Here is a 25,700-nt window from a genome sequence, read left to right on the forward strand (position 1 = left end):
GTGGCCGGCGAGGAAGAGAGGCCGGGGGACGGAACCGCATCGGACCTGGTCGCGGCCGTGGCCCGGATCATCGGGCCGGACGGGGCCGTGGCCGGGACGGGATTCATGGTGGCCGACGGGATCGTGGTCACGTGTGCGCACGTCGTTGAAGCGGCCGGGAGGGGGCCCGGGGAGGAGGTCCTGCTGTCCTTCCCCCATGTGCGGGGCGCGGACCGTGTGGAGGGGTGGGTCCCGGGCGAGCTGTGGCGTTCCCCCGAGGCCGAGGACGTGGCCTTCATCCGGCTGAGCGGCACATCGCCGGGGATGCGGACGATGCCGTTGGGCTCCGCGGAAGGATGCCGGGGCCGCCAGGTCCGTTCCTTCGGATTCCCCGCCCAGGCCCCGGCGGAAGGACACTTCGGCTTCGGCGTAGCCGGCGATCTGCTGCCGGGCACGGACGGCAGATGTACGCATCTCCAGCTGACCGCCGCCAACGACCTCACCACCGGCTTCAGCGGCGGACCCGTTCTCGACGAGACGACCGGTCTGGTCATCGGCATGCTCACCGAGATCACCGCGCCCGACGTGTACGAACGGGGGCAGGGCATCGCGTACGTCACTCCGACGCAGGTGCTGCGGGAGATCCTGCCGGAACTGGCCGAGCGTGAGGTCTGCCCCTACCGGGGGCTGGAGCCGTTCACCGCGGAACACGCGCGGTGGTTCCAGGGCCGCCAGGACGCCGTACAGCAGGTCCTGACGAACCTGGCCCGGCAACAGCGGCTGACGCTGCTGCTCGGACCGTCGGGGTCGGGCAAGTCGTCGCTGATCCAGGCAGGTGTGCTGCGGGCGCTGGCGGCGGCGGAGTTGCCGGGCAGTGACCGCTGGCTGCCTGTCCTCGCTCGGCCGAGGCAGGACATGCTCGCCGAGATCGAACGGGCAGGGCTGCCGGGTGCGAAGAGCGACGGGATCGTGGCGGCGGTCAACCGGAGGCTTGTCGACGATCCCGGTCATCAGCGTGTCCTGCTGGTCATCGACCAGTTCGAGGAGCTCCTGGTCCAGACGGCCAACGGTCGGCTGCGGGACTTCCTGTCCGTCATCGATGAGGTGACCACAGCCGCCGACGCGTACACCAAGCTCACCGTGATCCTGATCATGCGTGACGACTTCTACCCTCAACTGGCTTCCTTGGCACCCAAATTGCTGGAAGCCGCGATGCCGGGACTCCTCAACGTACCGGGCACGCTGAGCCAACAGGACCTGCACGACATCATCACCCTGCCCGCCCGGGACGTGGGGCTCCGCTTCCAATCGGGGTTGCCCGAGCGGATCATCAGCGACGTCCTGGACATCACACCCGAAGGGGCCATCACCTGCCAGGCGCCGGTCACCGTGCTGCCCCTGTTGGAGATGGCGCTCAGCCAGCTCTGGCTCCGGCGGCAGGACGGATACCTCACCCACGAGGCGTACCGTCGCATCGGAGGGGTCAGCGGAAGCGTGACCACGTGGTGCGACAGTGCCCTGAGCGAACTGTCCGCGGAACAGCGGACCATCGCGCGGCGGACGCTGACGTCCCTGGTGCACCCCGCCGACCCGGGCCACAACATCACGGCCGTCCGCACGCAGGTCCCTCTCGACGAACTGCGCGAGCTGGCGGCGGATCCCGACGACCCTCCCGGCGGTGAGAAGACTGCCGTCGACGACGTCATCGCCGCCCTCGCACGCCATCGGATCATCACCACCCAAGCGCTTCACGCTCCGCATGACCCCGGTGCTCCCTCCGGGGCACCAGTGGCCGAGCTGATCCACGAGGCGCTCATCCGCGACTGGGGCGCACTGCGCGAGTGGGTCAACCAGGACCACCGTTTCCAGGAATGGCTCGACCACACCCGTGAGCGGCAGGCCCACTGGGCCCCGGCGAAGGACCCCGGGGACCTGCTGGGCGGGACAGCGCTCGCGGAGGGTCTCGAATGGTCGCGGCGGCGTCGGCTGCCGGCCGAGATCACGGGGTATCTCGACGCCAGCAGGCAGCGCCAGCGGACCGCCATCCGCCGCAGCAGGCAGCTCAACGGGGTCCTGGGCGGTCTCCTGGTCCTCGCCCTCCTGGCTGCAGGGGGCGCTTTCTGGCAGTGGCGAACAGTGATCGCCACACGGCAGGCAGCTCTGTCACGACAACTCGCAGCCCAGTCCGACGGACTCTTCGCCACGAACCCGGAACTGGCCGCGCTGCTGGCCGTTCAGGCATACCGCACCAGTCATACGTCCGAGGCCTTGGAGAGCCTGCGAAGCGCCGCGGCCCTGCCGGTGCACCGCCGCCTGTCCGGCCACACCGACGAGGTGTACGCGGTGGCGTTCAGTCATGACGGCCACACTCTGGCCACAGGCGGCGCCGACGGGACGGTTCGTCTGTGGGATCCGGTCACCGGCAGGACCCGCACCACACTCAAAGAACACACGGGCCAGGTGACGTCAGTGGCGTTCAGCCACGACGGTCAGACCCTTGCCACGGGCAGCGCCGACGGGACAGTGCGTCTGCGGGACCCGGTCACCGGCAGCACCCGCACCACACTCGAAGGGCTCCAGGCCGAGGGGGTGTACGCGGTGGCGTTCAGCCCCGACGGGCGCACCCTCGCCACAGGCTGCGCCGACGGGAGAGTCCGTCTGTGGGATCCGGTCACCGGCAGGACCCGCACTACACTCGAAGGGCACAAGGCCGAGGTGAACACGGTGGCGTTCAGCCCCGACGGGCGCACGCTGGCCACGGGCAGCGCCGACCGGACGGTTCGCCTGTGGGACCCGGCCACCGGCAAGTCCCGCGTCACACTCAAAGGGCACACACAACCGGTGACGTCAGTGGTGTTCAGCCCCGACGGCGACACCCTCGCCACCGCCGACGGCTACGACGCCCACCTGAGGAGCGCGGTCACCGGCAAGATCCGCCATACACTCGAAGTCACAGCGCTCGTCATGGGCTTCAGCGCGGACAGCAGGACCTTCGCCACTGCCAGCGGCCACACCGTACAGCTGTGGGACGCAGCCACCAGCTCGCCTCGAGCCATCCTCGACGGGCACGCCAACGAAGTTCTCGCGCTGGCGTTCAGTTCCGACGGCCATACTCTCGCCACCGCCGGCCGGGACAAGACGGCACGTCTGTGGAACATCACCACCGACAAGAAGCACACCACATTCAAGGGACACACCAATACGGTGTACGAGGTGGCGTTCAGCCCCGACGGGCGCACCCTCGCCACCGCCAGCGCCGACAAGACCGCCCGCCTTTGGGATGCGGCCACGGGCAAGCCCCGCAGCACACTGAAGAGACACACCGACGAGGTGAATGAGGTGGCGTTCAGTCCTGACGGCCGTACCCTCGCCAGCGCCAGCGACGACTCCACCGTCCGTCTTTGGGATGTGGCCACGGGCAAGTTCCGCAGCACACTCAAGGGACACAAGGGCAGGGTGTACGGTGTCGCGTTCAGTCCCGACGGCCATAGCCTCGCCACTGCCAGCACCGACAAAACCGTCCGTCTTTGGGATGCGGCCACCGGAACGCCCCGCAGAACACTCACAGGACACACCGGCGAGGTGAACGCGGTGGCGTTCAGTCCCGACGGTCATACCCTTGCCAGCGTCAGCGCCGACTCCACCGTACGGCTCTGGGATGTGGCCACCGAAAAGACCCGCAGAACACTCACAGGACACAACGCCGGGGTGAGAGCGGTGGCGTTCAGTCCTGACGGCCGTACCCTCGCCACCGCCAGCGATGATGAGACCGTACGGCTGTGGGACGCAGCCACGGGCGACGAGCGTATCTCAATGACCGCGCATGTCGGATGGGCGAGCGCGGTGGCGTTCAGCCCCGATGGCCACACCCTCGCCACCGCCGACACCGCCAGTAGCGGCGCGTACAGCGAGACAGTACGGCTGTGGGACGGGATCACCGGCAAGATCCGTAACAGCTTCAAGGTCGATGGGATCTATTCGCTGGCGTTCAGCCCTGACGGCCGCACCCTCGCCACCGCCGACGGGGACATTCAGACAGCCCGGCTGTGGAACGTCGTCACCTCCCTCGAGCCCGCCCAGACGATCAAGCAGGTCTGCCACGTCTTCAGCCGTGACCTCACTCGGGAAGAACGTGCGGCCTACCTCTACGACGAGTCGACGGGACGCGTATGCCCATCGGGCTGACGGCGGGCCGTCCCAGGCCCGCCGTCACGCCCGTCCGGCGCTCGTCGCACTCCGCCTCCGGCGGTCCCGGCCGGGCGTTCTCCGCCGGCCGGCCCCGCCGATCGGCTCAGGCCGCCTTGCTCGCGCCCCCGCGGTGCTCCCGGACGATCTCCGCGTAACGGTGACCACTGCCCTTGATCGTCCGCGCCTGCGTCTTGTAGTCCACGTGCACCAGCCCGAACCGCTTGTCGTAGCCGTACGCCCACTCGAAGTTGTCCAGCAGCGACCACGCGAAGTAGCCGGCCAGCGGAGCACCCTTGCGGGCCGCCGAGGCGCAGGCCGCCAGATGCTGTTCGAGGTACTCGGTGCGCTCCGGGTCGTCGACGGTGCCGTCCGGGCGTACCACGTCGGGGTAGGCGGAGCCGTTCTCCGTGACGTACAGCTTGCGGGCGCCGTACTCGTGTGTGAGGCGCAGCAGCAGGCGCTCGATGCCTGCGGCCTCGACCTCCCAGTCCATGCCGGTGCGGGGCACGCCGGGCCGGCGGACCGAGCGCGCGCGGGGAGCCGGACCCGTGGGGTCGTCGGCGACGCTGGACGGGAAGTAGTAGTTGAGCCCCAGCCAGTCCAGCGGCTCGGCCATCGTCTCCAAGTCGCCCGCGACCTCCGGGAGTTCGACCCCGTAGACCTCGACCATGTCGGCGGGGAAGCCGCGGCCGTGCACCGGGTCGAGCCACCAGCGGTTGGTGTGCCCGTCCAGCCGCTTCGCGGCCGCGACGTCCTCGGGACGGGGGGTGGCCGACTCGATGCTGGAGAGGTTGTTGACGATGCCGATCTGGGCACCGGGCGCGGCGGCGCGGATCGCCTGCGTGGCGAGTCCGTGGCCGAGCAGGAGATGGTACGAGGCGCGGACCGCCGCCGTGAGGTCGGTGAGGCCTGGGGCCATCCGGCCCTCCAAGTGGCCGATCCAGGCCGAGCACAGCGGCTCGTTGAGGGTGGTCCAGTGCTGGACGCGGTCGCCGAGCCGCTCCGCGACGACCGACGCGTAGGCGGCGAGGTGGTGCGCCGTGTCACGGGCCGTCCAGCCGCCCCGGTCCTGGAGCACCTGCGGCAGGTCCCAGTGGTAGAGGGTGACCGAGGGCGTGATGCCCGCCTCCAGCAGCCCGTCGATCAGCGCGTCGTAGAAGTCCAGCCCCTTGGCGTTGACCGGGCCGTCGCCGCCCGGCATCACCCGGGGCCAGGCGATGGACAACCGGTAGGCGTTGGTGCCGAGTTGGCGCATGATCCCGATGTCCTCGCGCCAGCGGTGGTAGTGATCGCAGGCGGCGTCCCCGTCGTCGCCGTTGTCGATCTTGCCGGGAGTGTGCGAGAAGGTGTCCCAGATGGAGGGGGAGCGGCCGTCCTCGGCGACGGCTCCCTCGATCTGGTAGGCCGACGTGGCCGTGCCCCACAGGAAGTCCTCGGGGAGGGCGGCAAGGTCGATGGTCACTGAAGTCCCTTCGTCATCGATGTTGTCAATATCGTCAATGCCGTCAATGTCGCCAATGCGGTCGATGTCGTCGATGTCGTCGCTGTCGTCACTGGGCTTGGTCACTTGACGGCTCCCGCCGTGAGACCGGCGACGAGATAGCGCTGGAGCAGCAGGAATCCGGCCACCACGGGGACGCTGACGACGAGCGACGCGGCCATGATCTGGTTCCAGTACACGTCGTTGAGCGTGGAGTAGCCCTGGAGTCCGACGGCCAGGGTGCGGGTGGCGTCGTTGGTCATCACCGACGCGAACAGCACCTCGCCCCAGGCGGTCATGAAGGCGTAGACGGCGACCGCGACGATGCCGGGGATCGCGGCCGGCACGACGACCCGGAACAGCGCGCCGAGCGGCCCGCAGCCGTCGACCAGCGCCGCCTCGTCGAGATCGCGCGGCACCGAGTCGAAGTACCCGATCAGCATCCAGATCGAGAACGGCAGCGAGAAGGTCAGATAGGTGAGGATCAGACCGCCGCGCGAGCCGAACAGCGCGATGCCGGTCGCGTTGCCGATGTTGACGTAGATCAGGAACAGCGGCAGCAGGAAGAGGATGCCGGGGAACATCTGGGTGGACAGCACGGTGACCGTGAAGACGCGCTTGCCGCGGAAGTTGTAGCGGCTGACCGCGTAGGCGGAGAAGACGGCGATCACGACCGAGCACGCCGTGGCCGCACCCGCCACGATCAGCGAGTTCAGGAAGTAATGCGCGAGGGGCACCGTCGACCAGATGTCGATGTACGGCCGCAGGGTGAGGCCGCTGGGCAGCCAGCGGAACTTCCCCGAGACGTCCGCGAGCGGCTTCAGCGAGCTGGAGACCATCACGTAGACGGGTATCAGGACGAAGCCGGTGAGCAGGGTCAGGAAGATCCGCCGGGACCACACGAAGGACCGCGGCGGTGCCATCGGCGAGCGGGGGGTGGTGGAGGTGCTAGACATCGGCCGTCTTCCTTCCCCGGGAGGTCAGCAGCAGGTAGGCGCCGGTCACGACGAGCAGGAAGAGCAGCAGCAGTACGGACATCGCCGAGCCGGTGCCGAAGTTCCAGGTCACGAAGGACGCCTGGTAGATGTGGACCGAGATGAGATCCGCTGCCTCGGGGGCGGTCTTGCCGAACAGGACGAACGGCGTGTTGAAGTCGTTGAACGTCCACAGGAACAGCACCAGGACCAGGACCTGGTTGACCGGCCGCAGTGACGGCAGGGTGATGCGGCGCAGCTGCTGCCACAGGCCGGCACCGTCCAGGGCGGCCGCCTCGTAGAGCTCGCCCGGGATGTTCTGCAGGCCCGCCATGACGATCAGGAAGGCGAACGGCCAGCCCTTCCACACGGACACGGTGAGCAGGGCGTAGAAGCTGTTGTCGCCGATCAGCCAGAAGGACGGCTTGTCGGTGATGTGCAGCTGGTCGTGCAGGACATGGTTCACCAGGCCGTTGTCGTGCTGGAACATGAACACCCAGGTGATGACGGCCGCGTACACGGGCAGCGCGTACGGCACCAGGAACAGGGCCCGCAGCAGACCGCGCCCCACGAAGTTGTCCTGCATGTAGATCGCGGCCGCCGTGCCGATCAGCCAGCACAGGGCGACCGAGAGCAGCGTGAAGCCGATGGTGACGAAGAAGGAGTGGAGCAGCGCCTTGCCGACGGGCGCGTCGAAGTCCACCGACACCGAGTAGTTGTCGAAACCGGCCCAGGGCGCTGTGCCCCAGTCGCGGATGTAGAACTGGGTGAGCTCCTTGAAGCTCATCACGATGCCGATCACCATCGGCACCAGGTGGACCAGCAGTTCGAGGAGCAGGGCGGGCAGGAGCAGGAGGTAGGGCAGTCCGATGCGCTTGATCCGCCCGGTGCGGCGCGGGCCGCGCGCCGCACCGGGGGAGCTCTTGCGCACCGTCCGCTCGCCGGATTCGGCGGAGGCGGCGGTCGTGGTGGTCATGGCGGTGTCCGCACTCACTTCTTCGGCATCTGCTGCTGGGCCTTCTCGAGCGCCGCCTTCACCGACGCGGTGGTCACCGCGCGTCCGCCGGCGGCGTCGGCGAACAGGCCCTTGATGGCCGTACCGACCGCGGTCTCGAACTGGGACTCGTCGGCGACCTGCGGCAGCGCGGCGGCGCTGTTCGCCAGGGTCTCCTTGAGGACCGCGTTCGAGGGGGAGTTGAACGCGGCGTCCGTCTGGGCGCCCTTGACCGGCGGGATCGAGGTGTACGCGCCGTTGAGGATCTTCTGCTCGGCGTCACTGGTCATGAACTTCACGAACTTCGCGGCGCCGTCGAGGTTCTTGGTGTTCTTGAACACCGCGAGGTTGATGCCCGCGACCATCGAGTTGACGTTCGTGCCCGTGCCCGGGGTGCCGGACTGCACGGGGACCGGGGCGATGCCGTACGCGTCCTCGCTCATGCCCTGCGACTTGAGGTTGGCGGACGCGGACTGCCACAGCAGCATCGCGTTCTTGCCCTTGGCGAAGTCGCTCACGGACTGGTTCTGCGCGTACTCGGCGTTGCCCGGGGCGATGATCTTGTCCTTCGCCATCAGGTCGACGTACTGCTTGACCGCGGAGACGACCCCGTCGTTGGTGAAGTCCGCCGCGCCGTCCGCGGTGAAGAAGTCGGCCCCGTGCTGCTTGGCGAAGACGAAGGCGTGGTGGATGTTCTCCGAGGCGTTCGAGCCCTCCGCGCCGATGCCCCACTTGCCGCCCTTGGAGAGCTTCTTGCCGTCGGCGATCAGCTCGTCCCAGGTGGCCGGCGGGCCCGCGATGCCGGCGTCGGCGAACATCTTCTTGTTGTAGTAGAGCGCGTACGCCATCGAGTACAGCGGCACCGCGGCGGGGTCCTTGCCCTCCGCGCCGGTCGAGCCGAGCGCCGAGTCGACGAAGCGGTCCTTGCCGCCGATCTTGGCGAAGTTCTTCGCGTCCCACGGCAGCAGCGCGCCGGTGGCCTGCAGGGAGGCGCTCCAGGTGTTGCCTATGTTGAGGACGTCGGGGCCCTGACCCGACGTCGTGGCGGTGAGGATCCGGTTGAGCAGGTCGGACCAGGGGACGACCTCCAGCTTCACCTTGATGCCGGTCTGCTTCTCGAACTTGGCGAGTTCGGGCGCGAGGACCTTCTTGTCGATCTCGATGCTGGCACCCTGGTTGGATGCCCAGTACGTGAGCGTCTTCGGTGAGTCGTTGGACCCGCCGCTCGACGAGCCGCCGCCACAGGCGGTCGCGGCGGTCAGCAGAGAGATGGTGACCGCACCTGCGGCCGCGGCTCGGATTCTGCGCATGGCTGCTTTCGTCCCTTTCCCGGAGGGAGCGCATGAGGGCCGCCCGCGTTCACTTCCCGAACGATCCTCATGGCTTAATTTAGGACGTGAGTTAAGACCCGGAAGAAAGTCGCGTCAAGGGATCGCGCAGGGGTATCTTGCAGGTCGGGCAGGCCGGAAGGGAAATCTTATGGCGGGGCGGAACGGGCGGACAGTGCGTGACCTGCGGCGGGGCAATCGCACCGCCGTACTACAACGGTTGTATTTCGACGGGCCGATGAGCCGCTACGAGCTCGGTCCGGCCACCGGACTGAGTTCCGGATCCATCAGCAACGTGGTCGCCGAACTCGTCGCCGACGGCCTCGTCGAGGAGGCCGGCAGCGTCGACTCCGACGGCGGCCGTCCCCGCACACTGCTGCGTGTGGTGCCCGGCAGCGGTCACATGATCGGCGTCGACGTCGGTGAAACCCGTGTCCGCATCGAGCTGTTCGACCTCACGCTCACCGAACTCGCCCGCGCCGAACGGCCGTTGGAGCGCCAGGGATACGAGGCCGACCGACCGCTCAGACGCCAGGAGTACGACGTCGACGTCATCGTCGGCCATATCCGCGACGGCATCGCCGAGGTCCTCGCCGAGGCGGACATCGCCCCCGAACAGCTCCTCGGCGTCGGCATCGGTGTGCCCGGCATCGTCGCCCGTACCCCCGAGCGCGGCGCGGTCGTGCACGGCCAGACCATCGGCTGGGACGCCGTCCCGCTGGAGTCCCTGCTCCGCTCCGCCTGCGAACTCCCCGACACCGTCCCGTACTTCGCGGACAACGGCGCCCGGACCCTCGGCCAGGCCGAGATGTGGTTCGGCGCCGGACGCGGCGCCCGCAACGCGGTGGTCGTCCTCTTCGGCTCCGGCGTCGGCGCCTGCCTCGTCACCGAGGAGGTGGAGAACGGCCGGTCCGTCGAATGGGGGCATCTGACCGTGCGGGTCAGAGGCCGCCGCTGCCGCTGCGGCGCCCTGGGCTGCCTGGAGGCCTATGCGGGCGCCGAGGCGCTCCTGGACCGCTGGCGCGAGGAGGGCGGGCGTCCCCCGGAGGGCACCGACGAGGAGACCGCGCTCACCGCGATGCTCGCGGCCGCCTACCCGCCCGACGGCACCGAGGTCGATCCCATCGCGCTCGCCGTCCTGGAGGAGACCGCCGAGTACCTGGGCGCCGGGCTCTCCGACCTGATCAACCTCTTCCAGCCCGAGCGCATCCTCATCGGCGGCTGGGCGGGTCTCCAGCTCGGCTCCCGCTTTCTGCCCGCCGTCCGCCGGTACGCCTCCGCGTACGCCCTGCGCTATCCCGCCCAGCGGGTCACCATCGACCTCGGCCGTCTAGGCCCCGACGCCGTCACCGTCGGCGCCGCGATCCTGCCGCTGGCCGACTTCTTCGCGCGCGGCGGCCGACGCGCGGAACCCGCACCGGCGGGCCCGTCGCCGGCCTGGCGCACGGCACTGGAGGAGCGGGCGCCCCACTGACCACCGGCCAGGAGCCGTACCTCGGCGAACAACGTGCCGCGAATGCGCAGGAGTTCATGGCGCGCCCCGGACGCCGCGGCACCACGGACTCCGGGTGGCTCACGCGAAGGCGTTCACTTCGGTCAGCTCCGCCGACAGTTCCCACAGCCGGGCGGCCTGTCCGGGGTCGGTCGCGTAGGCGCGCACACCCGTCCGGGTGCCGTCCGCCGGAGCGGGCTCGGCGATGTCGCAGTCCTCGCAGTACACCCCGCCCATGCCGGCCAGCTGCGGCGAGGTCGCGGCCCACACCTGGGTGGCCGCTCCCTGCTCGGGCGTCTTGAAGCCCTCGGGGTTCAGCGGTGTGCCGTTCTCGTCGATCCAGCCGCGGTCGACCATCTCCTGCTGGGGCAGGTACCGCTGGAGCGGGGTGAGGATGCCACCGGGGTGCAGCGAGAAGGCCCGTACGCCGGACTCCCGCCCGCGCCGGTCGAGCTCCACGGCGAACAGCACGTTCGCCGTCTTCGCCTGCCCGTACGCCTCCCATTTGTCGTAGCCCTCGTGCCAGTGCGGGTCGTCCCACCGGATGTCGGAGTAGTGGTGGCCCGCGGAGGACACGGACACGACCCGCGCCCCGCCCGGCTCGATCGCCGGCCAGAGCCGGTTGACCAGCGCGAAGTGACCGAGGTGATTGGTCGCGAACTGGGCCTCCCAGCCGGGTCCGACCCGGGTCTCCGGGCAGGCCATGATGCCGGCGCTGTCGATGACGATGTCGATGGGCCGGCCCGAGGCGAGGAAGCGCTCCGCGAAGGCGCGCACGCTCTCCAGGTCGCCGAGGTCGAGCTCGTCCGTCTCGACGCCGTCGATGCCCTCCAGCGCCTCGCGCGCGGTCGCCGGGCGCCGTGCGGGGACCACGACCCGGGCGCCCGCTTTCGCCAGCGCCCGCGTGGTCTCCAGGCCGAGACCCGAGTAGCCGCCCGTGACGACCGCGAGCTTGCCGGAGAGGTCGATCCCGTGGAGGACGTCGTCGGCGGTGCTCCGGGCGCCGAAACCCGAACCGATCTTGTGCTGTGCAGTGCTCATGTCTCGCACGCTACGAATTGGAGCGGACTCCAAGTCAAGTGGACACGGCCGCTCCCCCCGACGGACGCCCGGCCGGGGAGGCGTCCCGGGCAAGGGAGAGGCCCCGACCGGATGGGGGAATCTCGGTCGGGGCCGTCTGTGGTGGGCGCCGATGGCGGTCGCCTCTCGGCGAAACGCTCCACAGGGCTTCAGCCGAACGATCGTCCCTGTGGGCAAAGGTGAGGCCCGGGGACACTGTCCCATCCGCACCCACGGTTTGTTCAACGGGTAACTACCTGTGGGTGTTCCCCGGAACGACGCCGTCGGCCGTGACGTACGTCACGGCGTCTCCCGCGTCCCGGCCCAGGCGAGCAGCTCCTCCAGCGTCCAGGTGGTGACGACGCGCTCGGCGGGCACCCCGCACTCCTCGGCCCGCGCGCAGCCGTAGATCTGCCAGTCCAGCTGTCCGGGGGCGTGCGCGTCGGTGTCCAGGGAGAACAGGACGCCCGCGTCGACCGCTTTCCGCAGCAGCCGGCGCGGCGGGTCGAGGCGCTCCGGGCGGCTGTTGATCTCGACGGCCGTGCCGGTCTCCGCGCAGGCCGCGAAGACCGCGTCCGCGTCGAACTCGGACTCGGGCCGGCCGCGCTCGCCGATCAGCCGCCCGGTGCAGTGCCCGAGCACGTCCGAGAGCGGATTGCGTACGGCGGCGATCATCCGGCGGGTCATCGGCCGCGCGTCCATGCGCAGCTTGGAGTGCACGGACACGACCACCACGTCCAGCCGCTCCAGCAACTCCGGCTCCTGGTCGAGCGATCCGTCGTCGAGGATGTCGCACTCGATGCCGGTGAGCAGCCGGAAGGGCGCCCAGCGTTCGTTGAGGTCCGCGACGACCGCCAATTGCTCGCGGAGCCGCTCCGGTGACAGGCCGCTCGCCACGGTCAGGCGCGGCGAGTGGTCGGTGAGCACCGCCCACTCGTGGCCGAGCCGCGCCGCCGTACGCCCCATCTCCTCGATCGGGCTGCCGCCGTCCGACCAGTCGGAGTGCAGATGACAGTCCCCGCGCAAGAGTGCCCGCAGTCCCTCACCGCCCTCGGTGAGCGGCCCCGCGGCCTCCCGCTCAACCTTCTCCAGGTAGCCGGGCACCTCGCCGGCCAGCGCCTCCCGCACCACCTGCGCGGTCTTCGGGCCGATGCCCTTGAGCGACTCCAGAGCCCCGGTCGCCGCCCGCTCGCGCACCTCGTCGGCGGGCATCCCGGCGAGCAGGGCCTGCGCGGTACGGAAGGCCCGGACCCGATAGGTCGGAGCCAACCTCCGCTCCAGCAGGAACGCGATCCGGTCCAGGGCCTCGACGGGATCCATCGGCACTCCTCCCTGCGGACGCGTCGGCCGCCGCACGCTCCCCCCAGCGTTGCCCAGCCGTCGCCGGAGCGCACGGCGGATGCCCGGCGCGGCGGCGCGCCCCTTCCCCGGGCGGGCGCGGCGGGCGGCTCACCCGGCTGGGCGAACCCCCGGATTCCCGCTGCTCCACCGCGTGCCCGGCGGCGCGGGCGGGAGGCATCCGGCGCTCCGCCGCTGACCCGCGAGAACCACGGGAACCGCTTTACGATCTGGCTATGACCGAAAGCGCGAGCCCCCACATCTCCAACCCACGGATCCTGGTGCTCGGGGTGCAGCCGGGCACGCCGCCGTTCCGGATCATGGAGATCGACGGCGAGATGGTCGGTGAGGCGAAGGCGATCACCGACGTCCTGCAGTACGCGGCGGCGTACGGCATCACCGTCCACGATCTCGACGACCCCGACGTGGTCCGCTGGGTGGGCGGCGACAAACTCACCTGGCAGCCGCGCTGACGCCGTCCCGGCCCGAGGAACCGTGCCGGGCCCGGCGGCCGGCCCCGGGATGTTCCTGTGTGCCGCGCCGACCGACGAAGTGCCGATGACCGGGTCCTGCGTGCGGTCGGTCCTGCGCGCGGTCAGCGGCCCGCTCGGGTGGCCGGCCGAAGCGGGTGTCTTCGGTCAGGCAGGGCCCGCCGCGGCGGGCTCTTCGGGAGTGGGGAACCGGTCGGCGGAGATCCTCTGCCGGAAGACGTGGTAGGTCCAGCCCTGGTAGCAGAGGACGACCGGGAGCAGGACGAGGACGACCACCGTCATGACCTTGAGCGCGTAGGGGCCGGACGCGGTGTTGTGGACGGTCAGGTCGTAGGCGCTGCTCGTGCTGGAGACCATGACCCTGGGATAGAGCTCGGTGAACAGCGATGTCACGGTTCCGGCGATCGCGAGAGTGGTGGCACCGAACGCCCAGCCGTCGTGGCCGCTGCTGATCAGCCAGGCCGCGGCGGCGACGGCCACGACGGCGGCGAGTTCGGCGAGGTTCAGGAGAATGCCGCCGCTCGACAGCGAGCGTGTCCAGAAGACGAAGGCGAGGACCACCAGGCCTGCGGGCAGGACGGTGAGCCGGGCCAGTCGGCGGGCCCTCTCGCGGATGTCCCCGCTGGTCTTCAGGGAGAGGAAGGTCGCGCCGTGCAGGAGGCAGAGCACGGTGAGAGTGATCCCGGTGAAGACGCCGTAGCCGGTGAACAGGTCGGCGAAGGAGCCCGTGTACTCCTGGTCGTGGTCGATGGGTACGCCGTGCAGCAGGTCACCGAGGGCGATGCCGAGCACCAGGGGCACGGTCACGCTGCCCGCGGTCAGCAAGGCCGTCCAGTTCCGTCGCCATCGGGCGCTGTCGACGCGATCGCGGTACTCGATGGCGACGCCGCGGACGATGAGCCCGGCCAGAAGGAGCACGAGAGCGAGGTAGAAGCCGGAGAACATGGTGGCGTACCAGCCCGGGAACGCGGCGAACATGGCGGCGCCGGCGGTGACCAGCCAGACCTCGTTGCCGTCCCATACCGGTCCGATGGTGTGCAGCACGGCCCGTCGGCTCGACTCGTCGCGGGAGAGCACTCCGTGGAGCATGCCGACCCCGAGGTCGAAGCCCTCCAGAACGAAGAAGCCCGTCCACAGCACGGTGACGAGGATGAACCAGAGGGTGGTGAATGCCATCGCGGGCCTTCCGGCGGCTCGGGACCTCAGTAGGTCATCTCGGATGCGGGCTGGTCGTCCTGGCCCAGGGGGCCGGTGCCCTTGCGCGTGTGGCGTGTCATCAGGACGGCGGCGATCACGGCCATAGCGGCGTAGAGGAGGAAGAAGGCCACGATGCTGATGGCGACCTCGGCGGTACTGACGGAGGAGGAGACGCCGTTCTTCGTCAGCTGGAGGCCTTGGACGATCCAGGGCTGGCGTCCGTTCTCGGTGAGGAGCCAGCCGGAGGTGTTGATGAGGAACGGCAACAGCACGGCCCACACCGCCGTGTTCAGGAACCAGCGCGCGTGCGTGAGCCGTTCGCGCCGCAGCAGCCACAGGCCCCACAGTCCGAGGAGGAGGGCGAGCGAGGCGAGGTAGGCCATGACACGCATCGCCCAGTACTGGATGAAGACGTTGGGTACGTAGTCGCCCGGACCGTAGGCCTGCTGGTACTGGCTGTTGACCTCGTTGAGGCCGAGGACCTTGCCGTTCCAGTGGTTGGTGGCCAGCAGGGAGAGCAGGTGCGGGATCTCCAGGATCTGCGTGGGCGTCTGGTCGTTGTTGCCCCCGCCGATCTGGAAGAGGGAGAAGGAGCAGGGCTGGCAGGTCTCCCACTGGGCCTCGGCTGCCGCGATCTTCATCGGCTGGTACTTGCCCTCGGTCACGCCGAGTTCACTGCCGACGAGCATGGCGAACATCAGGGCGGGCACGAGGACGAACAGCGACAGGCGGGCCGACAGCCGGAACCCGGAGGCCGCCTCCTTCGCAGCGTCCGGGGCGCCATTGCCCTCGTCGTGGGCGGTCTTCTCTTGGGCCTTGTCCTGGGCCTGGGCGGCCTTGTCCTCGGCGCCGCCCTTGTCCTCACGGAGGACCTTGCGCAGCTGCCAGGCCGAAACAGAGAGCATGACCATCGAGCCGGTCACCAGGGCGGCCAGCAGTACATGCAGGTAGCCCCGGAGGAACACGGGGTTGGTGAACAGGGCCCAGACGTCGTTGAGCTGGGGGCGGCCGGTGGACGGGTCGATTTCGTAGCCGACCGGGTGCTGCATCCAGGAGTTCGCGGCCATGATGAACAACGCCGACAGCGCGCTGCCGGCCGCCACCGCCCAGATCGTCGCCAGATGGACGCGCTTGGACAGCTTGTCCCAGCCGAAGATCCACAGGCCGAGGAACGTCGACTCCAGGAAGAACGCGGCCAGGCCCTCCATCGCCAGCGGCGCCCCGAACACGTCACCGACCGTCCGGGAGTAGCCCGACCAGTCCATCCCGAACTGGAACTCCTGGACCAGGCCGGTCACCACGCCCACGGCGACGTTGATCACCAGCAGGGTCCCGAAGAACCGCGTCAGCCGCAGGTACGCGACCTGCCCGCCTCGGTACCAGGCGGTCTGGAGCAGGGCCGTCAGCACGCTCAGCCCGATGGTCACCGGGACGAACAGGAAGTGGTAGATGGACGTCATCGCGAACTGCAACCGCGCCAGGTCCAGCTGACTCATCCGCACGCACCCATCGCATCGCACCCCAACGCAGGCTGATCCAGTCGCCCAGACAAACAGACCGGTTCCCGGGCGGCCGACAAGCCGCACCCCCGGACGACCCCGGCCATCCGTTCGGCGTACGCGCTCCGCACCGGCGTTCCGGCGACGGTCGCGGTCCAGCCGGGCGGGCCGACGGCAGCTAGCCCGTACGGCCCGACCGGGAGTGCCGTCTCACCGTAGAGCGACGGAAATGGAGGCAGGCGGCACCCAGGACCCGCGGAGCATCCGGGCTCGTAGGCACTCCGGACACCCGTCATCCACGGCCCGATTCGCCCGTCCGTGGCTCCGAGAGGCGCCCGTGTACGGCCTGTCGGACAGTGGACCGCGCCGAGACCTCCTGGATTGGACGCTCATGGACCGCTATCCCCCCATCGCGAACCACGGCCTGGTGGGCGACCTGCAGACCGCCGCCCTGGTCTCGTCCGAGGGCGTGGTGAACTGGTTCTGCTCGCCGAGGTTCGACTCGCCCAGCGTCTTCGCCTCGCTGCTCGACCACGGCGGCGGCGGGTACTTCCGACTGGCACCGGAACACTCCGACGTGTCGTGCAAGCAGCTCTACTACCCGGACACCGGCGTGCTGGTCACGAGGTTCATGTCGCCGGAGGGCGTCGGCGAGGTCGTCGACTGGATGCCCGCGAACACCAGCCGCACCCCCACCGACCGCCACAGCCTGACGCGGGTGATTCGCGTGGTGCGCGGCACCGTGCGGTTCCTTCTGGAGTGCAGGCCGCGGTTCGACTACGGCCGGGCCGACCACGAGCTCGATCTGCGGCCCCAGGACGCGGTGTTCCGGGGCCCCGGTATCGCGGGCCATCTGCAGGCGTCCTTTCCGTTGGCGCGGGACGGGAAGGACGTCAAGGGCGCGGTCACTCTCGGAATCGGTGAGTCGGCCTTCGCCGTCTTCACCACGTGCGCCGCCGACGGCGAGGCGCCGCCTCCGCTCACGGTCGGGGGCGTGACAGAGGCGTTGTGGCACGAGGTGGACTTCTGGCAGCGGTGGCTGCACACCTCCCACTACCGGGGGCGCTGGGCCGAGATGGTGAACCGCTCCGCCATCACGATCAAACTTCTGACCTACCACCCGACCGGTGCGCCGGTGGCCGCCGCCACCATGGGTCTGCCGGAGCAGATCGGCGGTGAGCGCAACTGGGACTACCGGTACTCGTGGGTGAGGGACGGGTCGCTCTCGGTACGGGCCCTGCTCGACCTCGGGTTCGCCGAGGAGGCATCGGCCTTCACCAAGTGGCTGGGGGAGCGGATGCGCGACCGGGCGGACCTGCCCGGTGAGCGCCTGCAGATCATGTACCGGGTCGACGGGGACCCGCACCTGACCGAGGAGATCCTCGACCACTGGGAGGGCTACCGGGGATCAAGGCCCGTTCGTGCCGGCAACGCCGCCGCGGACCAGCTGCAGCTCGACATCTACGGCGAGGCCCTCTACGCGATGGCCGAGGGCATGGATGCGAGCGAGGAACTGGGCTACCACGGCTGGCAGGGGCTCGCCCGGACGCTGGACTGGCTGGCCGACAACTGGGACCGCCCGGACGAGGGCGTTTGGGAGACGCGCGGAGGCCGCAACGACTTCACGTTCAGCCGGGTGATGTGCTGGGTCGCCTTCGACCGGGGCATGCGCCTGGCGACGGAACTCAGCCGGCCCGGCGACATCCCGCGCTGGCGCAACGCCCGTGACAGCATTCTCGAACAGGTGATGGACAAGGGCTGGAGCCAGGCCGAGCAGGCCCTGGTGCAGCACTACGGCGGGGACGTCCTGGACGCCTCCCTCCTGTTGATCCCGCGCGTCGGGTTCCTCGCCGCGAAGAGCCCCGGCTGGCTCTCCACCCTGGACGCCATGGAGCGCAAGCTCGTCTCGGACAGCCTCGTGTACAGGTACGACCCGGCCGCCTCCCCGGACGGCCTCCGCGGCTCGGAGGGGACCTTCAGCCTCTGCACCTACCTGTACGTCGACGCCCTGGCCAGGGCCGGGCGGGTCCGTCCGGCGCGCTACACCTTCGAGAAGATGCATACCTACGCCAACCACGTCGGCCTGTTCGCTGAGGAGATCGGCCCGAGCGGGGAGCAACTCGGCAACTTCCCGCAGGCGTTCACCCACCTTTCGCTCATCATGGCGGCGTCGACCCTGGACGAGGCCATCGACCGGCAGCGGCAGCGTGGCTGAGCCGGAGCACGGGCAGCCGGGTCCGGGCGCGCCGAACCCTGACGGCCGCCCGCACAGCCGTGCCGCCTTCGATGCCCTGTATGAGCGCCTGCGGCGGCAGCGGGCGGACGTCGCCGGGTCCCCGCCCTCCATCGGCGGCCGCGGGGCGCTGGTCAGTGTCACACCGGCGACGGTCCTCGCCGCGGCGGCCGAGGTCCGCTCGGGCCTGACGGTGTCGCTGGCGTCTCCGATCGAGACCGCCGTGGATCTCGACAATCCGCACCCGGCCGGCCACCGGCTCACCAGCCGCCCGGAGGCCGAGGCCCCGGCCACAGGGCTGCACTTCGCCACCGACCACTTCTCCATGAACGTTCACGGCGACGCCGACAGCCACCTCGACGCTCTGTGCCACGTCGTCTACGACGGCACGCTGTACGGCGGCGTCCCCGCGAGCACCGTGACCGCTGAGGGCGCGACCGACCTGTCCGTCGACCTCGTACGGAACGGCATTGTCGGCCGGGGCGTCCTGCTCGACATCCCGCGGCTGCGAGGCGTGCCGTGGCTGGAGCCGGGCGATCATGTCACCGCCGACGACCTCCGGGCCGCCGAGGCCGCCCAGGGCGTGCGGGTCCACGCCGGGGACATCCTCCTCGTGCGCGTCGGTCACCGTCGTAGGCGCGAGGAGGCAGGGCCGTGGGACGCCTCGCGCAGCCGGGCCGGCCTGCACCCGGCCGCGATGGAGTTCCTGGCCGAGCGCCGGGTCGCCGTACTGGGCAGCGACGGCAACAACGACACGGCCCCCAGTCTCACCGAGGGCGTGGACTTCCCCGTGCACGTGCTGGGAATCCACGCCCTGGGGCTGCACTTCATGGACTACCTGCGGTTCGAGGACCTGGTGCCGCTCTGCGAAGAGGCGGGCCGCTGGTCGTTCCTCTGTGTCGTCGCACCCCTGCGGCTCCCCGCGGCCACCGGTTCCCCCGTCAACCCCATCGCCATCCTCTGACCTGCGGACCGACCGCTCCCGGCCCGCACCCACCGACCGACCCATGACGTCCTACGGGCCGGGCTTGACGGGTCGGTGCCGTCCTCCGATGCCCTGGGGGTCGGCCGTCCGCGCGTCGGCGCGGCGTGGGGCGTCGCCGAACTCTCTGTCGACCGCGGCGTCGAGAAGGCCGAGTTCGGCGCGGAGAGCGGGCCCGCGCTCGTCGGGCAGCGTTGCGATGAGCCCTTCGAGGAGGGCCCGGAGCCGTCGGCAGACCTGGACGGAGGTCGCGCCGTAGTCGCGGATCTCGGTGACGGCGAGCTCCAGGTAGTTCTCCCAGGGCCGGCCGGGCAGCACGAGGCGCGGAGTGCCACGGTCGTCGGTGAGCACGTAGTGGCTCCGGGTTGCGACGCGTCCGACGGCGTGCAGGAACGCGTCGATGTGGTTCAGCACCTGGACGGCTGTGGTGGGGTCGTTGACCGCGGGGGAGAGGGCGCGGATGGCGATGTCGACCAGGATGCGCAGGGCGAAGCCCGGGTCCTGCTCGATCGTCCGCTCCGAGCCTAGGGCGAGGAGGCCGGTCACCCGGCGCGGGTCGGGCGCGGACGTACCGCCGTGGATCTCGACGACGGTGCCGCTGGGCGGTACGAAGTCGCCGACAGAGGCGGCCAGCACGAAGACGCAGTCGTGCCGCGCCGCGAGCGAGACCATGCCGGGTGCGTCGAACGCCTGGATGACACCGCCGCGTTCCGACCGGATGCGGGTCACCGGGCCTGCCGTGCGCGGCGCCCCGGCGGGCGCCGCGCTGCTCCGTACCTGTGCCGCCACTTGGTCGAGGACCCGTTCACCCAGGCGTCCCACGATGTCGGCGATCGCCACCGGCCGCAGGTTGTGGGTGAAGCGGTTGAGGTAGATCAGCAGGAGCAGGAGGCTCACGGAGACGGCGATACCGGCCAGGGTCACACCGAGGTTGGGCACGGAGTCGGTCTCGATGCTCCGCAGCAGTGTGTACGCGAATGAGAAGGTGCCGGTGAAGGTGGCCAGTACGGCCTTCTGCAACCGGTCGCGGTACCAGAGCCGCATGTAGCGCGGTGAGAGGGTTCCGGTGGCCTGCTGGATGACGAGGACCCCGATGGTGACGACGAAGCCGAGCAGCGCGATCATCGCGCCGACCACGGAGCTGAGGACGCTGCTCGCGGTCGAGGCGGAGTAGTCCCAGGTCTTCGGCAGCCAGGACGCCCCGTCCACGGCGGACGCCGCCTCGGCCAGGGCGACGCCGAGCACGAGCCCGAACAGGGGGACGATCCACAGACTCGCCTTGGCGTACTGCCGAAGCCGGAAACGGGTGGCCCAAGAGGTCATGCAGAGCCCATCAGTACGGCGGTGTCGTCCGGCTGCGGCGTGATCGTCCGGGTCCCGGTGACCGGGGCCAACTGCCCGTCGGCGCGGACCACGAACAAGATGTCGTGGTCCGAAGGGATCGGCCGGGATCCGGGCTGCACATGGAAGCGGGCGCCCTGCTCGTAGCGGGCCGCCAGGCGGTGCCGGACGAGAGCGCGGCCGAAGAGGATGTCGCCGCCGGTGTACGGGGCGACCACGCCGTGGCTGTCCCGCGGCGGCCCCACCCGGTAGACGGGTCCTTGCACATTGTCCTTGATGACCACGGAGGCGAGGGCGTTGAAATCGTCGTCGTCGGTCAGCAGGAACACCGCCGTCACGCCCTCCAGACGGGCGCGGGGGTTGGTCGCGGTCGCCAGCATCTCCCCGTGCGTGAGCTCGATTCCGGCTGTGGTGATCCGCTCGCGTTCCTCTTCGAGCCCGGCCCACATCAGCACGTCGAGACCCGCGGCCTCCAGGGCCTTCCCCCGGCCGATCACCCACGGGGCCCCGCCCACCAGGAGCGGCCGTGTCCGCGCCGACCGGACCACGCCCAGCTTCCGGGCCACGGGCGCGGCGGTCAGAGCGTAGAGCAGAACGGTTCCCACGATCACGAGGAAGGTGATCGGCAGGATCTTGGACGCGCCGGGCAGTCCCTTCGCCACGAGGGTGGCGGAGAAGGCGGACGCGGTCGACGCCGCGACGATGCCGCGCGGCGCCATCCACCCGATGAAGCCCCATTCGGCCACGGTCAGATCGGAACCCCGGGCGGAGACGAACGCGATGAGCGGCCGGACCAGGAGGACGAGAACGGCGATCAGGATCAGCGAGGGTACGAGCACGGGCACCACGGAATCAGGGGTGACCGAGGAGGAGATGGAGATGAACAGCAGGCCGATGATCATCTGCACGAGTGTCTCGAGGAAGGGCCGGCGAGCCGGCATGTACATCCCCGGGAGGTTGGTGATGGCGAGTCCCGTGAAGATGGCGGCGATGAGGCCGGTGTCGTCGCGGGCGATGTCGCAGCCCGCGGAGACGAGGATCACCGTCGCCAACTGGGCGAGGGTGCCGAGCGTTTCGCCGAGCCGCAGCTTGTGCAGGGCCAGCCAGAGGATGACCGTGCCCACCGCACCGCCGACGAGGCCGACCCCCATGCTGATGAGGAACTGCCCGATCTGGTAGCCCCGGCCGAGGTCGATCCGGTGAGAGGTCGCGACGGCGTGGAAGACGACGGCCCCCAGGATGGCGCCGATCGGGTCGGTCAGTGTTCCTTCCCAGATCAGGATGCGCCGCAGCCTGTCCGTCGGCCGGACGTATTCGAGCAGGGGGCCGACGACGGTGGGACCGGACACGACGAGGATCATGCCGATCATCGCGGCCCCCCGCAGCGGGATGCCGAACAGGGCCGGCCCGATACCCCCCACGGCGAAGAAGGTGACCAGGATGCCGATGAACAGCAGACGGACGACGATTCCGCGGGTACGGCCGGTCAGGTTGCGCAGATTCAGCCCGAGACCCGCGTCGTAGAGGATCACGGCGACGGACAGTGAGACCAGCGCGGGGAAGTCCGGGCCGATGAGCTTTCCGGGGTGGATGACGTCGGTCAGGGCGCCCGCCGTGAAGCCGACGGGCAAGAGGATGATCAGCGCCGGGACGCGCAGCTTGTTCGCCAGGATCTGGGAGCCCGTGGCGAGGGCGACGGTCAGGGCGATGCCCAGGAGGATGTCCTCGCCGGTCATGGCGGTCGTCCTCCTTGTGACGCTCGGGGCCCGTGGGATTCAATCGCGTCCAAAGGGCCCGCACCCGCCTGTCGCGGCCGGACGCGTCTCCCACCACCCGATCGGCCCCGCGAGACCCCGGCTGACCGCGCTCCGCTCTTCGCGGCCGTCCTTCCACGGATGCATGCCGGCCCCCGAACGAAATGCTTCCGGCCGGCAGCCCCGGTGTCCCGTCGAAACGTTCACACCGGGGCGTCTCGTGGTCTGTCAGCCCACCGTCCACTTCTGGTTGGCTCCGCCGGAACACGTCCAGATCTGCAGGCGTGTGCCATTGGCCGAGTTGTTGCCCGTGACGTCGAGACACTTGTTGGCCTGCGGGTTCACGATGTCGTGAGCCGCGCTGACCGCCCATTTCTGGTTGGGGCCGCCGGTGCAGTCCCACAGTTGGACCGTCGTGCCGTCCGCCGTACCGTTGCCCGTGACGTCCAGGCACTTGCCGAGCGCGCGGATCGTGCCGTCCGAGGACACCGTCCACTGCTGGGCGGCGGTCCCGTTGCAGTCGTAGAGCTGTACGGGCGTCCCGTTGGCCGAGTTGGCGGCGGCCACGTCCACGCACTTGCCCGCGAGACCTTTGATCGGGCCACCGGTGCCGCCCGAGCTGTCGCCCGTCGTCACCTTCACCTCGTCGACGACGAGTTGCTGCGGGAAGGCGGTGGAGCCGTCGGGGTCGCCCGGCCAGTAGCCGCCGACCGCGAGGTTCAGGATCAGGAAGAACGGCTTGTTGAACACCCAGGTGTTGCCACCCAGATCGGCGGGCGTCCGCCGCTGGTAGACCGTGCCGTCCACCGACCAGGTGATCGTGTTCGGTGCCCAGTCGACCGCGAAGGTGTGGAAGGCGTCCGCGAAGGCCTGGCCGTTCGGCAGCGAGTACCCGGCGCCGATACCGGCGGACCCCGAGTACCCCGGACCGTGGATCGTGCCGTGCACGGTCGACGGCTCGAAGCCGACGTTCTCCATGACGTCGATCTCACCGGAGTTCGGCCAGCCGACCTGCCCGATGTCGCTGCCGAGCATCCAGAACGCCGGCCACATGCCCTGCCCGCGCGGGATCTTCATCCGGGCCTCGACATGGCCGTACGCCGTGGTGAACTTCCCGGAGGTGTTCAGCCGGGCCGACGTGTACTGGCATGTCCCGTACCAGCACTGGTAGTTGGCCGGATTCTCCTTGCGGGCCGTGATCACCAGATGGCCCTGGCCGTCCAGCGCGGCGTTCTTGTTGCCCGACGTGTAGTACTGCCGTTCGTGGTTGTTGACGTTGTCGCCGGTCTCGATCTGCCACTTGGAGGAGTCGACGGCCGAACCGGCGGGACCGTCGAAGGTGTCCTGGAACGTCACGGCCGCCGCGGCCGCCGCCGGCGCCGCGTGAGCGGGAGCGACGACGGCGGAGGCGGAGGCGACGAGCACGGCGGACAGTGCGGCGAAGAGGCATCTTCGGAGCAGGCGTGGGGAGTCCATGACTCTCATTTCCGTACGGCTACCCGGCAGACGGGTGCGCCGACTGAGGTGGGGGGTGCATGCTTCGCCTCTTGATTTAAGAAGTGAGGTAAGTGAGTGTCAAGGCTTTGGTCCGGACCAGTACTTGAGGCGAGGGCTCAGGCGCGAAGACGCTTCCTCGGGTGCACCGCCCGGCCGAACCGGCGTCCCAGGAGGAGGTAACCCACCAGCGCCCCGGTCGTGTTGAGGATGACGTCGTCGATGTCGAAGGAACGTCCGGTGATGAGGGCTCCCTGGACCAGCTCGACCAGGAGCATGACCACCGCGGTGAGCGCGAGAACGCGCAGGATTCCGCGGATCTTCGGGAACACCACGGGCAGCAGCACTCCGAAGGGCACGCCGAGCAGGAGGTTCCCGCCGATCTGCTTGACGGCGTCGCGCAGCTCCGGCTGGTCGAGATAGGCCCGCAGTGAACGTCCGGGGTGAAGGTTGTCGTGGATCAGCGCGGTCGACGCCGGTGAGGGCTCCAGTGTCAGCCGGGCCAGTGCGACGGCGAACGCCACCATGGCCGCGAAGGCGATCAGCATGGCCAGCAGCCGGAGGGGCAGTGCCAGGGCCGAGGGTTCCCGTGCGGATGCCGGCGGTGGCGTCCTGCGGCGGCCGAATGGCCACCGCGACCTCTCCGGTTTCCCCCGCTCGGACTTCGACGCCGCCTTGCCCCTCCCGGACTTCGACGCCGGCTTCCCCGGGTCCGATCCTGACTTCGGCGCCGGTTTCCGGCGACCTGCCTTCGCGGCACGCGTGCGCAACGCAGTGCGAACCATACGACCCTCCCGTTTTCAACCGCCCTGTGGTGCAGCCCACTTACCCCCGATGGGGGAGAGGATGCCCACGGTTCGGCGACCGGGAGAGCTTTGCGCCAACGGGACGCCCCCGGCGCGGCCCGTGCCGTGCCGGGAGGGAGGGCGGCGAAAGGCCGGTCCGTGCGGCACTCCTCCGCCTCACCTCGGCCGAGCGGGCGCTCGGCCGGGGTGTCCGAACTCTGTGGAAGCGGACAGGCCCTAGGCGTCCCCAAAACCCCCACTGACCAGCACAGACACGCCACCACAAGGCCAGCAACACCGACTCTCACCACCACCGACACCAAACCGAGAGGTCGCAGGCAGGCGCACGACGACCTGGCCCGCTATCAGCGGGCAGTCACTCAGGCGTCGCAGGCCAGCCACACGAAACAACAACAGGACCCCAGGTCTGCCCGAACGAGTGACGTAATTTGACCTCCAGGAGCAGTGCGACGCAGCCGTGAAAAAACTCGATGCTCGATCGCCACCCCGAACGCAGTACTTCAACTTGTGGAGGCTCAAATTTTTGCTGATGATTCTTCATATACACGTATAAGTACGTGTGCTGATGCCTTGTCAACCTTCGCCTTGCGCGATGAAAGGAAGACCATTCATGCGTGCTTCCCGCCTTCTTATTGCTACGGCCACGATGACTGTGGCTGCGGCGATCGCTGCGCCTAGCACCTATGCCTCGGTTTCCGAGGGCCATTCGACGGCCGTAGTCAGCGGTGATGAGGAAAAGCAGCTCAAGACGGAAAAGGAAGGCGCGGAGCCGGGCGGCAAAGTCGGCGAAACTAGGCAGTCCAAGGACGTACTGGTCGCGACGCCCCGCAGCGGATCGGAGGGCAAGGGCGACGTCGCACAGGAGCACAAGCCGGGGCTGGATGAGCCGGGCAATGACGGCCTTGATGCGGAGCTAGCTGACCTGCTGGATGGCATCGGTGGCAACTATGGGCAGGAGTCGGACCACGGCTCCGGCTATGGGCAGGAGTCGGACCACGGCTCCGGCTATGGGCAGGAGTCGGACCACGGCTCCGGCTATGGGCAGGAGTCGGACCACGGCTCCGGCTATGG

Annotated in this window: 17 protein-coding genes and 1 pseudogene; 6 read left to right on the forward strand and 12 right to left on the reverse strand. The window is 69.5% G+C overall.

Annotation, left to right across the window (positions count from 1 at the left end; genetic code table 11):
• Entirely contained in the window at positions 1-4,164 is a 4,164-nt protein-coding gene (locus tag ABZX90_RS04655) for a trypsin-like peptidase domain-containing protein (protein WP_355201466.1), read from the forward strand.
• A 106-nt stretch (positions 4,165-4,270) separates the two neighbouring features.
• Here ABZX90_RS04655 and ABZX90_RS04660 read toward each other — a convergent pair whose 3' ends face one another.
• The 4 genes from ABZX90_RS04660 to ABZX90_RS04675 all read right to left on the reverse strand — a co-directional run bounded on the left by ABZX90_RS04660 (position 4,271) and on the right by ABZX90_RS04675 (position 8,925).
• Positions 4,271-5,629, reverse strand: a complete 1,359-nt coding sequence (locus ABZX90_RS04660) for a GH1 family beta-glucosidase (RefSeq protein WP_351120315.1) — start codon at positions 5,627-5,629, stop codon at positions 4,271-4,273.
• 101 nt (positions 5,630-5,730) lie between these two features.
• Positions 5,731-6,603, reverse strand: a complete 873-nt coding sequence (locus ABZX90_RS04665; RefSeq protein WP_355201468.1) for a carbohydrate ABC transporter permease — start codon at positions 6,601-6,603, stop codon at positions 5,731-5,733.
• On the reverse strand, positions 6,596-7,597 hold the full coding sequence (locus ABZX90_RS04670; RefSeq protein ID WP_351120286.1) for a sugar ABC transporter permease: 1,002 nt from the start codon (positions 7,595-7,597) through the stop codon (positions 6,596-6,598). The genes ABZX90_RS04665 and ABZX90_RS04670 overlap by 8 nt, the downstream gene beginning before the upstream one ends.
• Before the next feature lie 14 nt (positions 7,598-7,611).
• Entirely contained in the window at positions 7,612-8,925 is a 1,314-nt protein-coding gene (locus tag ABZX90_RS04675) for a sugar ABC transporter substrate-binding protein (protein ID WP_351120288.1), read from the reverse strand.
• 169 nt (positions 8,926-9,094) lie between these two features.
• Between ABZX90_RS04675 and ABZX90_RS04680 the strand changes: the two genes are divergently transcribed.
• Positions 9,095-10,417, forward strand: a complete 1,323-nt coding sequence (locus tag ABZX90_RS04680; protein ID WP_355201471.1) for an ROK family transcriptional regulator — start codon at positions 9,095-9,097, stop codon at positions 10,415-10,417.
• A gap of 99 nt (positions 10,418-10,516) precedes the next feature.
• On the opposite strand, the gene ABZX90_RS04685 is transcribed toward ABZX90_RS04680, so the two are convergent.
• Complete coding sequence (locus ABZX90_RS04685) at positions 10,517-11,476, reverse strand: SDR family NAD(P)-dependent oxidoreductase (RefSeq protein WP_355201473.1); 960 nt, start codon at positions 11,474-11,476, stop codon at positions 10,517-10,519.
• 318 nt (positions 11,477-11,794) lie between these two features.
• Complete coding sequence (locus ABZX90_RS04690; protein WP_355201475.1) at positions 11,795-12,814, reverse strand: PHP domain-containing protein; 1,020 nt, start codon at positions 12,812-12,814, stop codon at positions 11,795-11,797.
• Between the two features lie 254 nt (positions 12,815-13,068).
• On the opposite strand from ABZX90_RS04690, the gene ABZX90_RS04695 reads away from it, so the two are divergent.
• A complete protein-coding gene (locus ABZX90_RS04695) occupies positions 13,069-13,305 on the forward strand; it encodes a hypothetical protein (protein WP_351120296.1) in 237 nt (78 codons plus the stop codon).
• 165 nt (positions 13,306-13,470) lie between these two features.
• Here ABZX90_RS04695 and cydB read toward each other — a convergent pair whose 3' ends face one another.
• Complete coding sequence (gene cydB, locus ABZX90_RS04700) at positions 13,471-14,499, reverse strand: cytochrome d ubiquinol oxidase subunit II (protein WP_355201477.1); 1,029 nt, start codon at positions 14,497-14,499, stop codon at positions 13,471-13,473.
• Between the two features lie 26 nt (positions 14,500-14,525).
• Positions 14,526-16,016 carry a cytochrome ubiquinol oxidase subunit I gene (locus ABZX90_RS04705; RefSeq protein WP_355201479.1) on the reverse strand — a complete coding sequence of 497 codons (1,491 nt, stop codon included), beginning with the start codon at positions 16,014-16,016 and terminating at the stop codon, positions 14,526-14,528.
• Between the two features lie 394 nt (positions 16,017-16,410).
• Here ABZX90_RS04705 and ABZX90_RS04710 point away from each other — a divergent pair, with 394 nt between their 5' ends.
• Entirely contained in the window at positions 16,411-18,234 is a 1,824-nt protein-coding gene (locus tag ABZX90_RS04710; RefSeq protein ID WP_355201481.1) for a glycoside hydrolase family 15 protein, read from the forward strand.
• A gap of 88 nt (positions 18,235-18,322) precedes the next feature.
• Complete coding sequence (locus ABZX90_RS04715) at positions 18,323-19,216, forward strand: cyclase family protein (protein WP_355201771.1); 894 nt, start codon at positions 18,323-18,325, stop codon at positions 19,214-19,216.
• 51 nt (positions 19,217-19,267) lie between these two features.
• Here the strand turns inward: ABZX90_RS04715 and ABZX90_RS04720 are convergent, their stop codons facing one another.
• The 4 genes from ABZX90_RS04720 to ABZX90_RS04735 all read right to left on the reverse strand — a co-directional run bounded on the left by ABZX90_RS04720 (position 19,268) and on the right by ABZX90_RS04735 (position 24,608).
• Positions 19,268-20,557 (reverse strand): DUF2254 domain-containing protein, encoded by a 1,290-nt coding sequence (locus ABZX90_RS04720; protein WP_355201483.1) that lies wholly within the window; start codon positions 20,555-20,557, stop codon positions 19,268-19,270.
• Positions 20,554-22,311, reverse strand: a complete 1,758-nt coding sequence (locus ABZX90_RS04725) for a cation:proton antiporter (RefSeq protein WP_355201485.1) — start codon at positions 22,309-22,311, stop codon at positions 20,554-20,556. Before ABZX90_RS04725 ends, ABZX90_RS04720 begins: the two co-directional genes overlap by 4 nt.
• A 246-nt stretch (positions 22,312-22,557) precedes the next feature.
• Positions 22,558-23,805, reverse strand: a complete 1,248-nt coding sequence (locus tag ABZX90_RS04730) for a family 16 glycosylhydrolase (RefSeq protein WP_355201487.1) — start codon at positions 23,803-23,805, stop codon at positions 22,558-22,560.
• Between the two features lie 137 nt (positions 23,806-23,942).
• Positions 23,943-24,608, reverse strand: coding sequence for a VanZ family protein (locus ABZX90_RS04735; protein ID WP_355201489.1), 666 nt, complete (start codon positions 24,606-24,608; stop codon positions 23,943-23,945).
• A 631-nt stretch (positions 24,609-25,239) separates the two neighbouring features.
• Between ABZX90_RS04735 and ABZX90_RS04740 the strand changes: the two are divergent.
• A pseudogene (locus ABZX90_RS04740) lies at positions 25,240-25,700 on the forward strand (hypothetical protein); the annotation flags it as partial.

The sequence above is a fragment of the Streptomyces sp. NPDC002935 genome, from assembly GCF_040611295.1.
Taxonomy (GTDB): domain Bacteria; phylum Actinomycetota; class Actinomycetes; order Streptomycetales; family Streptomycetaceae; genus Streptomyces.

Coding starts and splice junctions, on each gene's coding strand:
- ABZX90_RS04705 (WP_355201479.1), bottom strand. CDS start 16,016: ATGAGTCAGCTGGACCTGGCGCGGTTGCAGTTCGCGATGACGTCCATC.
- ABZX90_RS04695 (WP_351120296.1), top strand. CDS start 13,069: ATGACCGAAAGCGCGAGCCCCCACATCTCCAACCCACGGATCCTGGTG.
- ABZX90_RS04725 (WP_355201485.1), bottom strand. CDS start 22,311: ATGACCGGCGAGGACATCCTCCTGGGCATCGCCCTGACCGTCGCCCTC.
- ABZX90_RS04730 (WP_355201487.1), bottom strand. CDS start 23,805: ATGGACTCCCCACGCCTGCTCCGAAGATGCCTCTTCGCCGCACTGTCC.
- ABZX90_RS04680 (WP_355201471.1), top strand. CDS start 9,095: ATGGCGGGGCGGAACGGGCGGACAGTGCGTGACCTGCGGCGGGGCAAT.
- cydB (WP_355201477.1), bottom strand. CDS start 14,499: ATGGCATTCACCACCCTCTGGTTCATCCTCGTCACCGTGCTGTGGACG.
- ABZX90_RS04710 (WP_355201481.1), top strand. CDS start 16,411: ATGGACCGCTATCCCCCCATCGCGAACCACGGCCTGGTGGGCGACCTG.
- ABZX90_RS04685 (WP_355201473.1), bottom strand. CDS start 11,476: ATGAGCACTGCACAGCACAAGATCGGTTCGGGTTTCGGCGCCCGGAGC.
- ABZX90_RS04665 (WP_355201468.1), bottom strand. CDS start 6,603: ATGTCTAGCACCTCCACCACCCCCCGCTCGCCGATGGCACCGCCGCGG.
- ABZX90_RS04690 (WP_355201475.1), bottom strand. CDS start 12,814: ATGGATCCCGTCGAGGCCCTGGACCGGATCGCGTTCCTGCTGGAGCGG.
- ABZX90_RS04735 (WP_355201489.1), bottom strand. CDS start 24,608: ATGGTTCGCACTGCGTTGCGCACGCGTGCCGCGAAGGCAGGTCGCCGG.
- ABZX90_RS04675 (WP_351120288.1), bottom strand. CDS start 8,925: ATGCGCAGAATCCGAGCCGCGGCCGCAGGTGCGGTCACCATCTCTCTG.
- ABZX90_RS04720 (WP_355201483.1), bottom strand. CDS start 20,557: ATGACCTCTTGGGCCACCCGTTTCCGGCTTCGGCAGTACGCCAAGGCG.
- ABZX90_RS04670 (WP_351120286.1), bottom strand. CDS start 7,597: ATGACCACCACGACCGCCGCCTCCGCCGAATCCGGCGAGCGGACGGTG.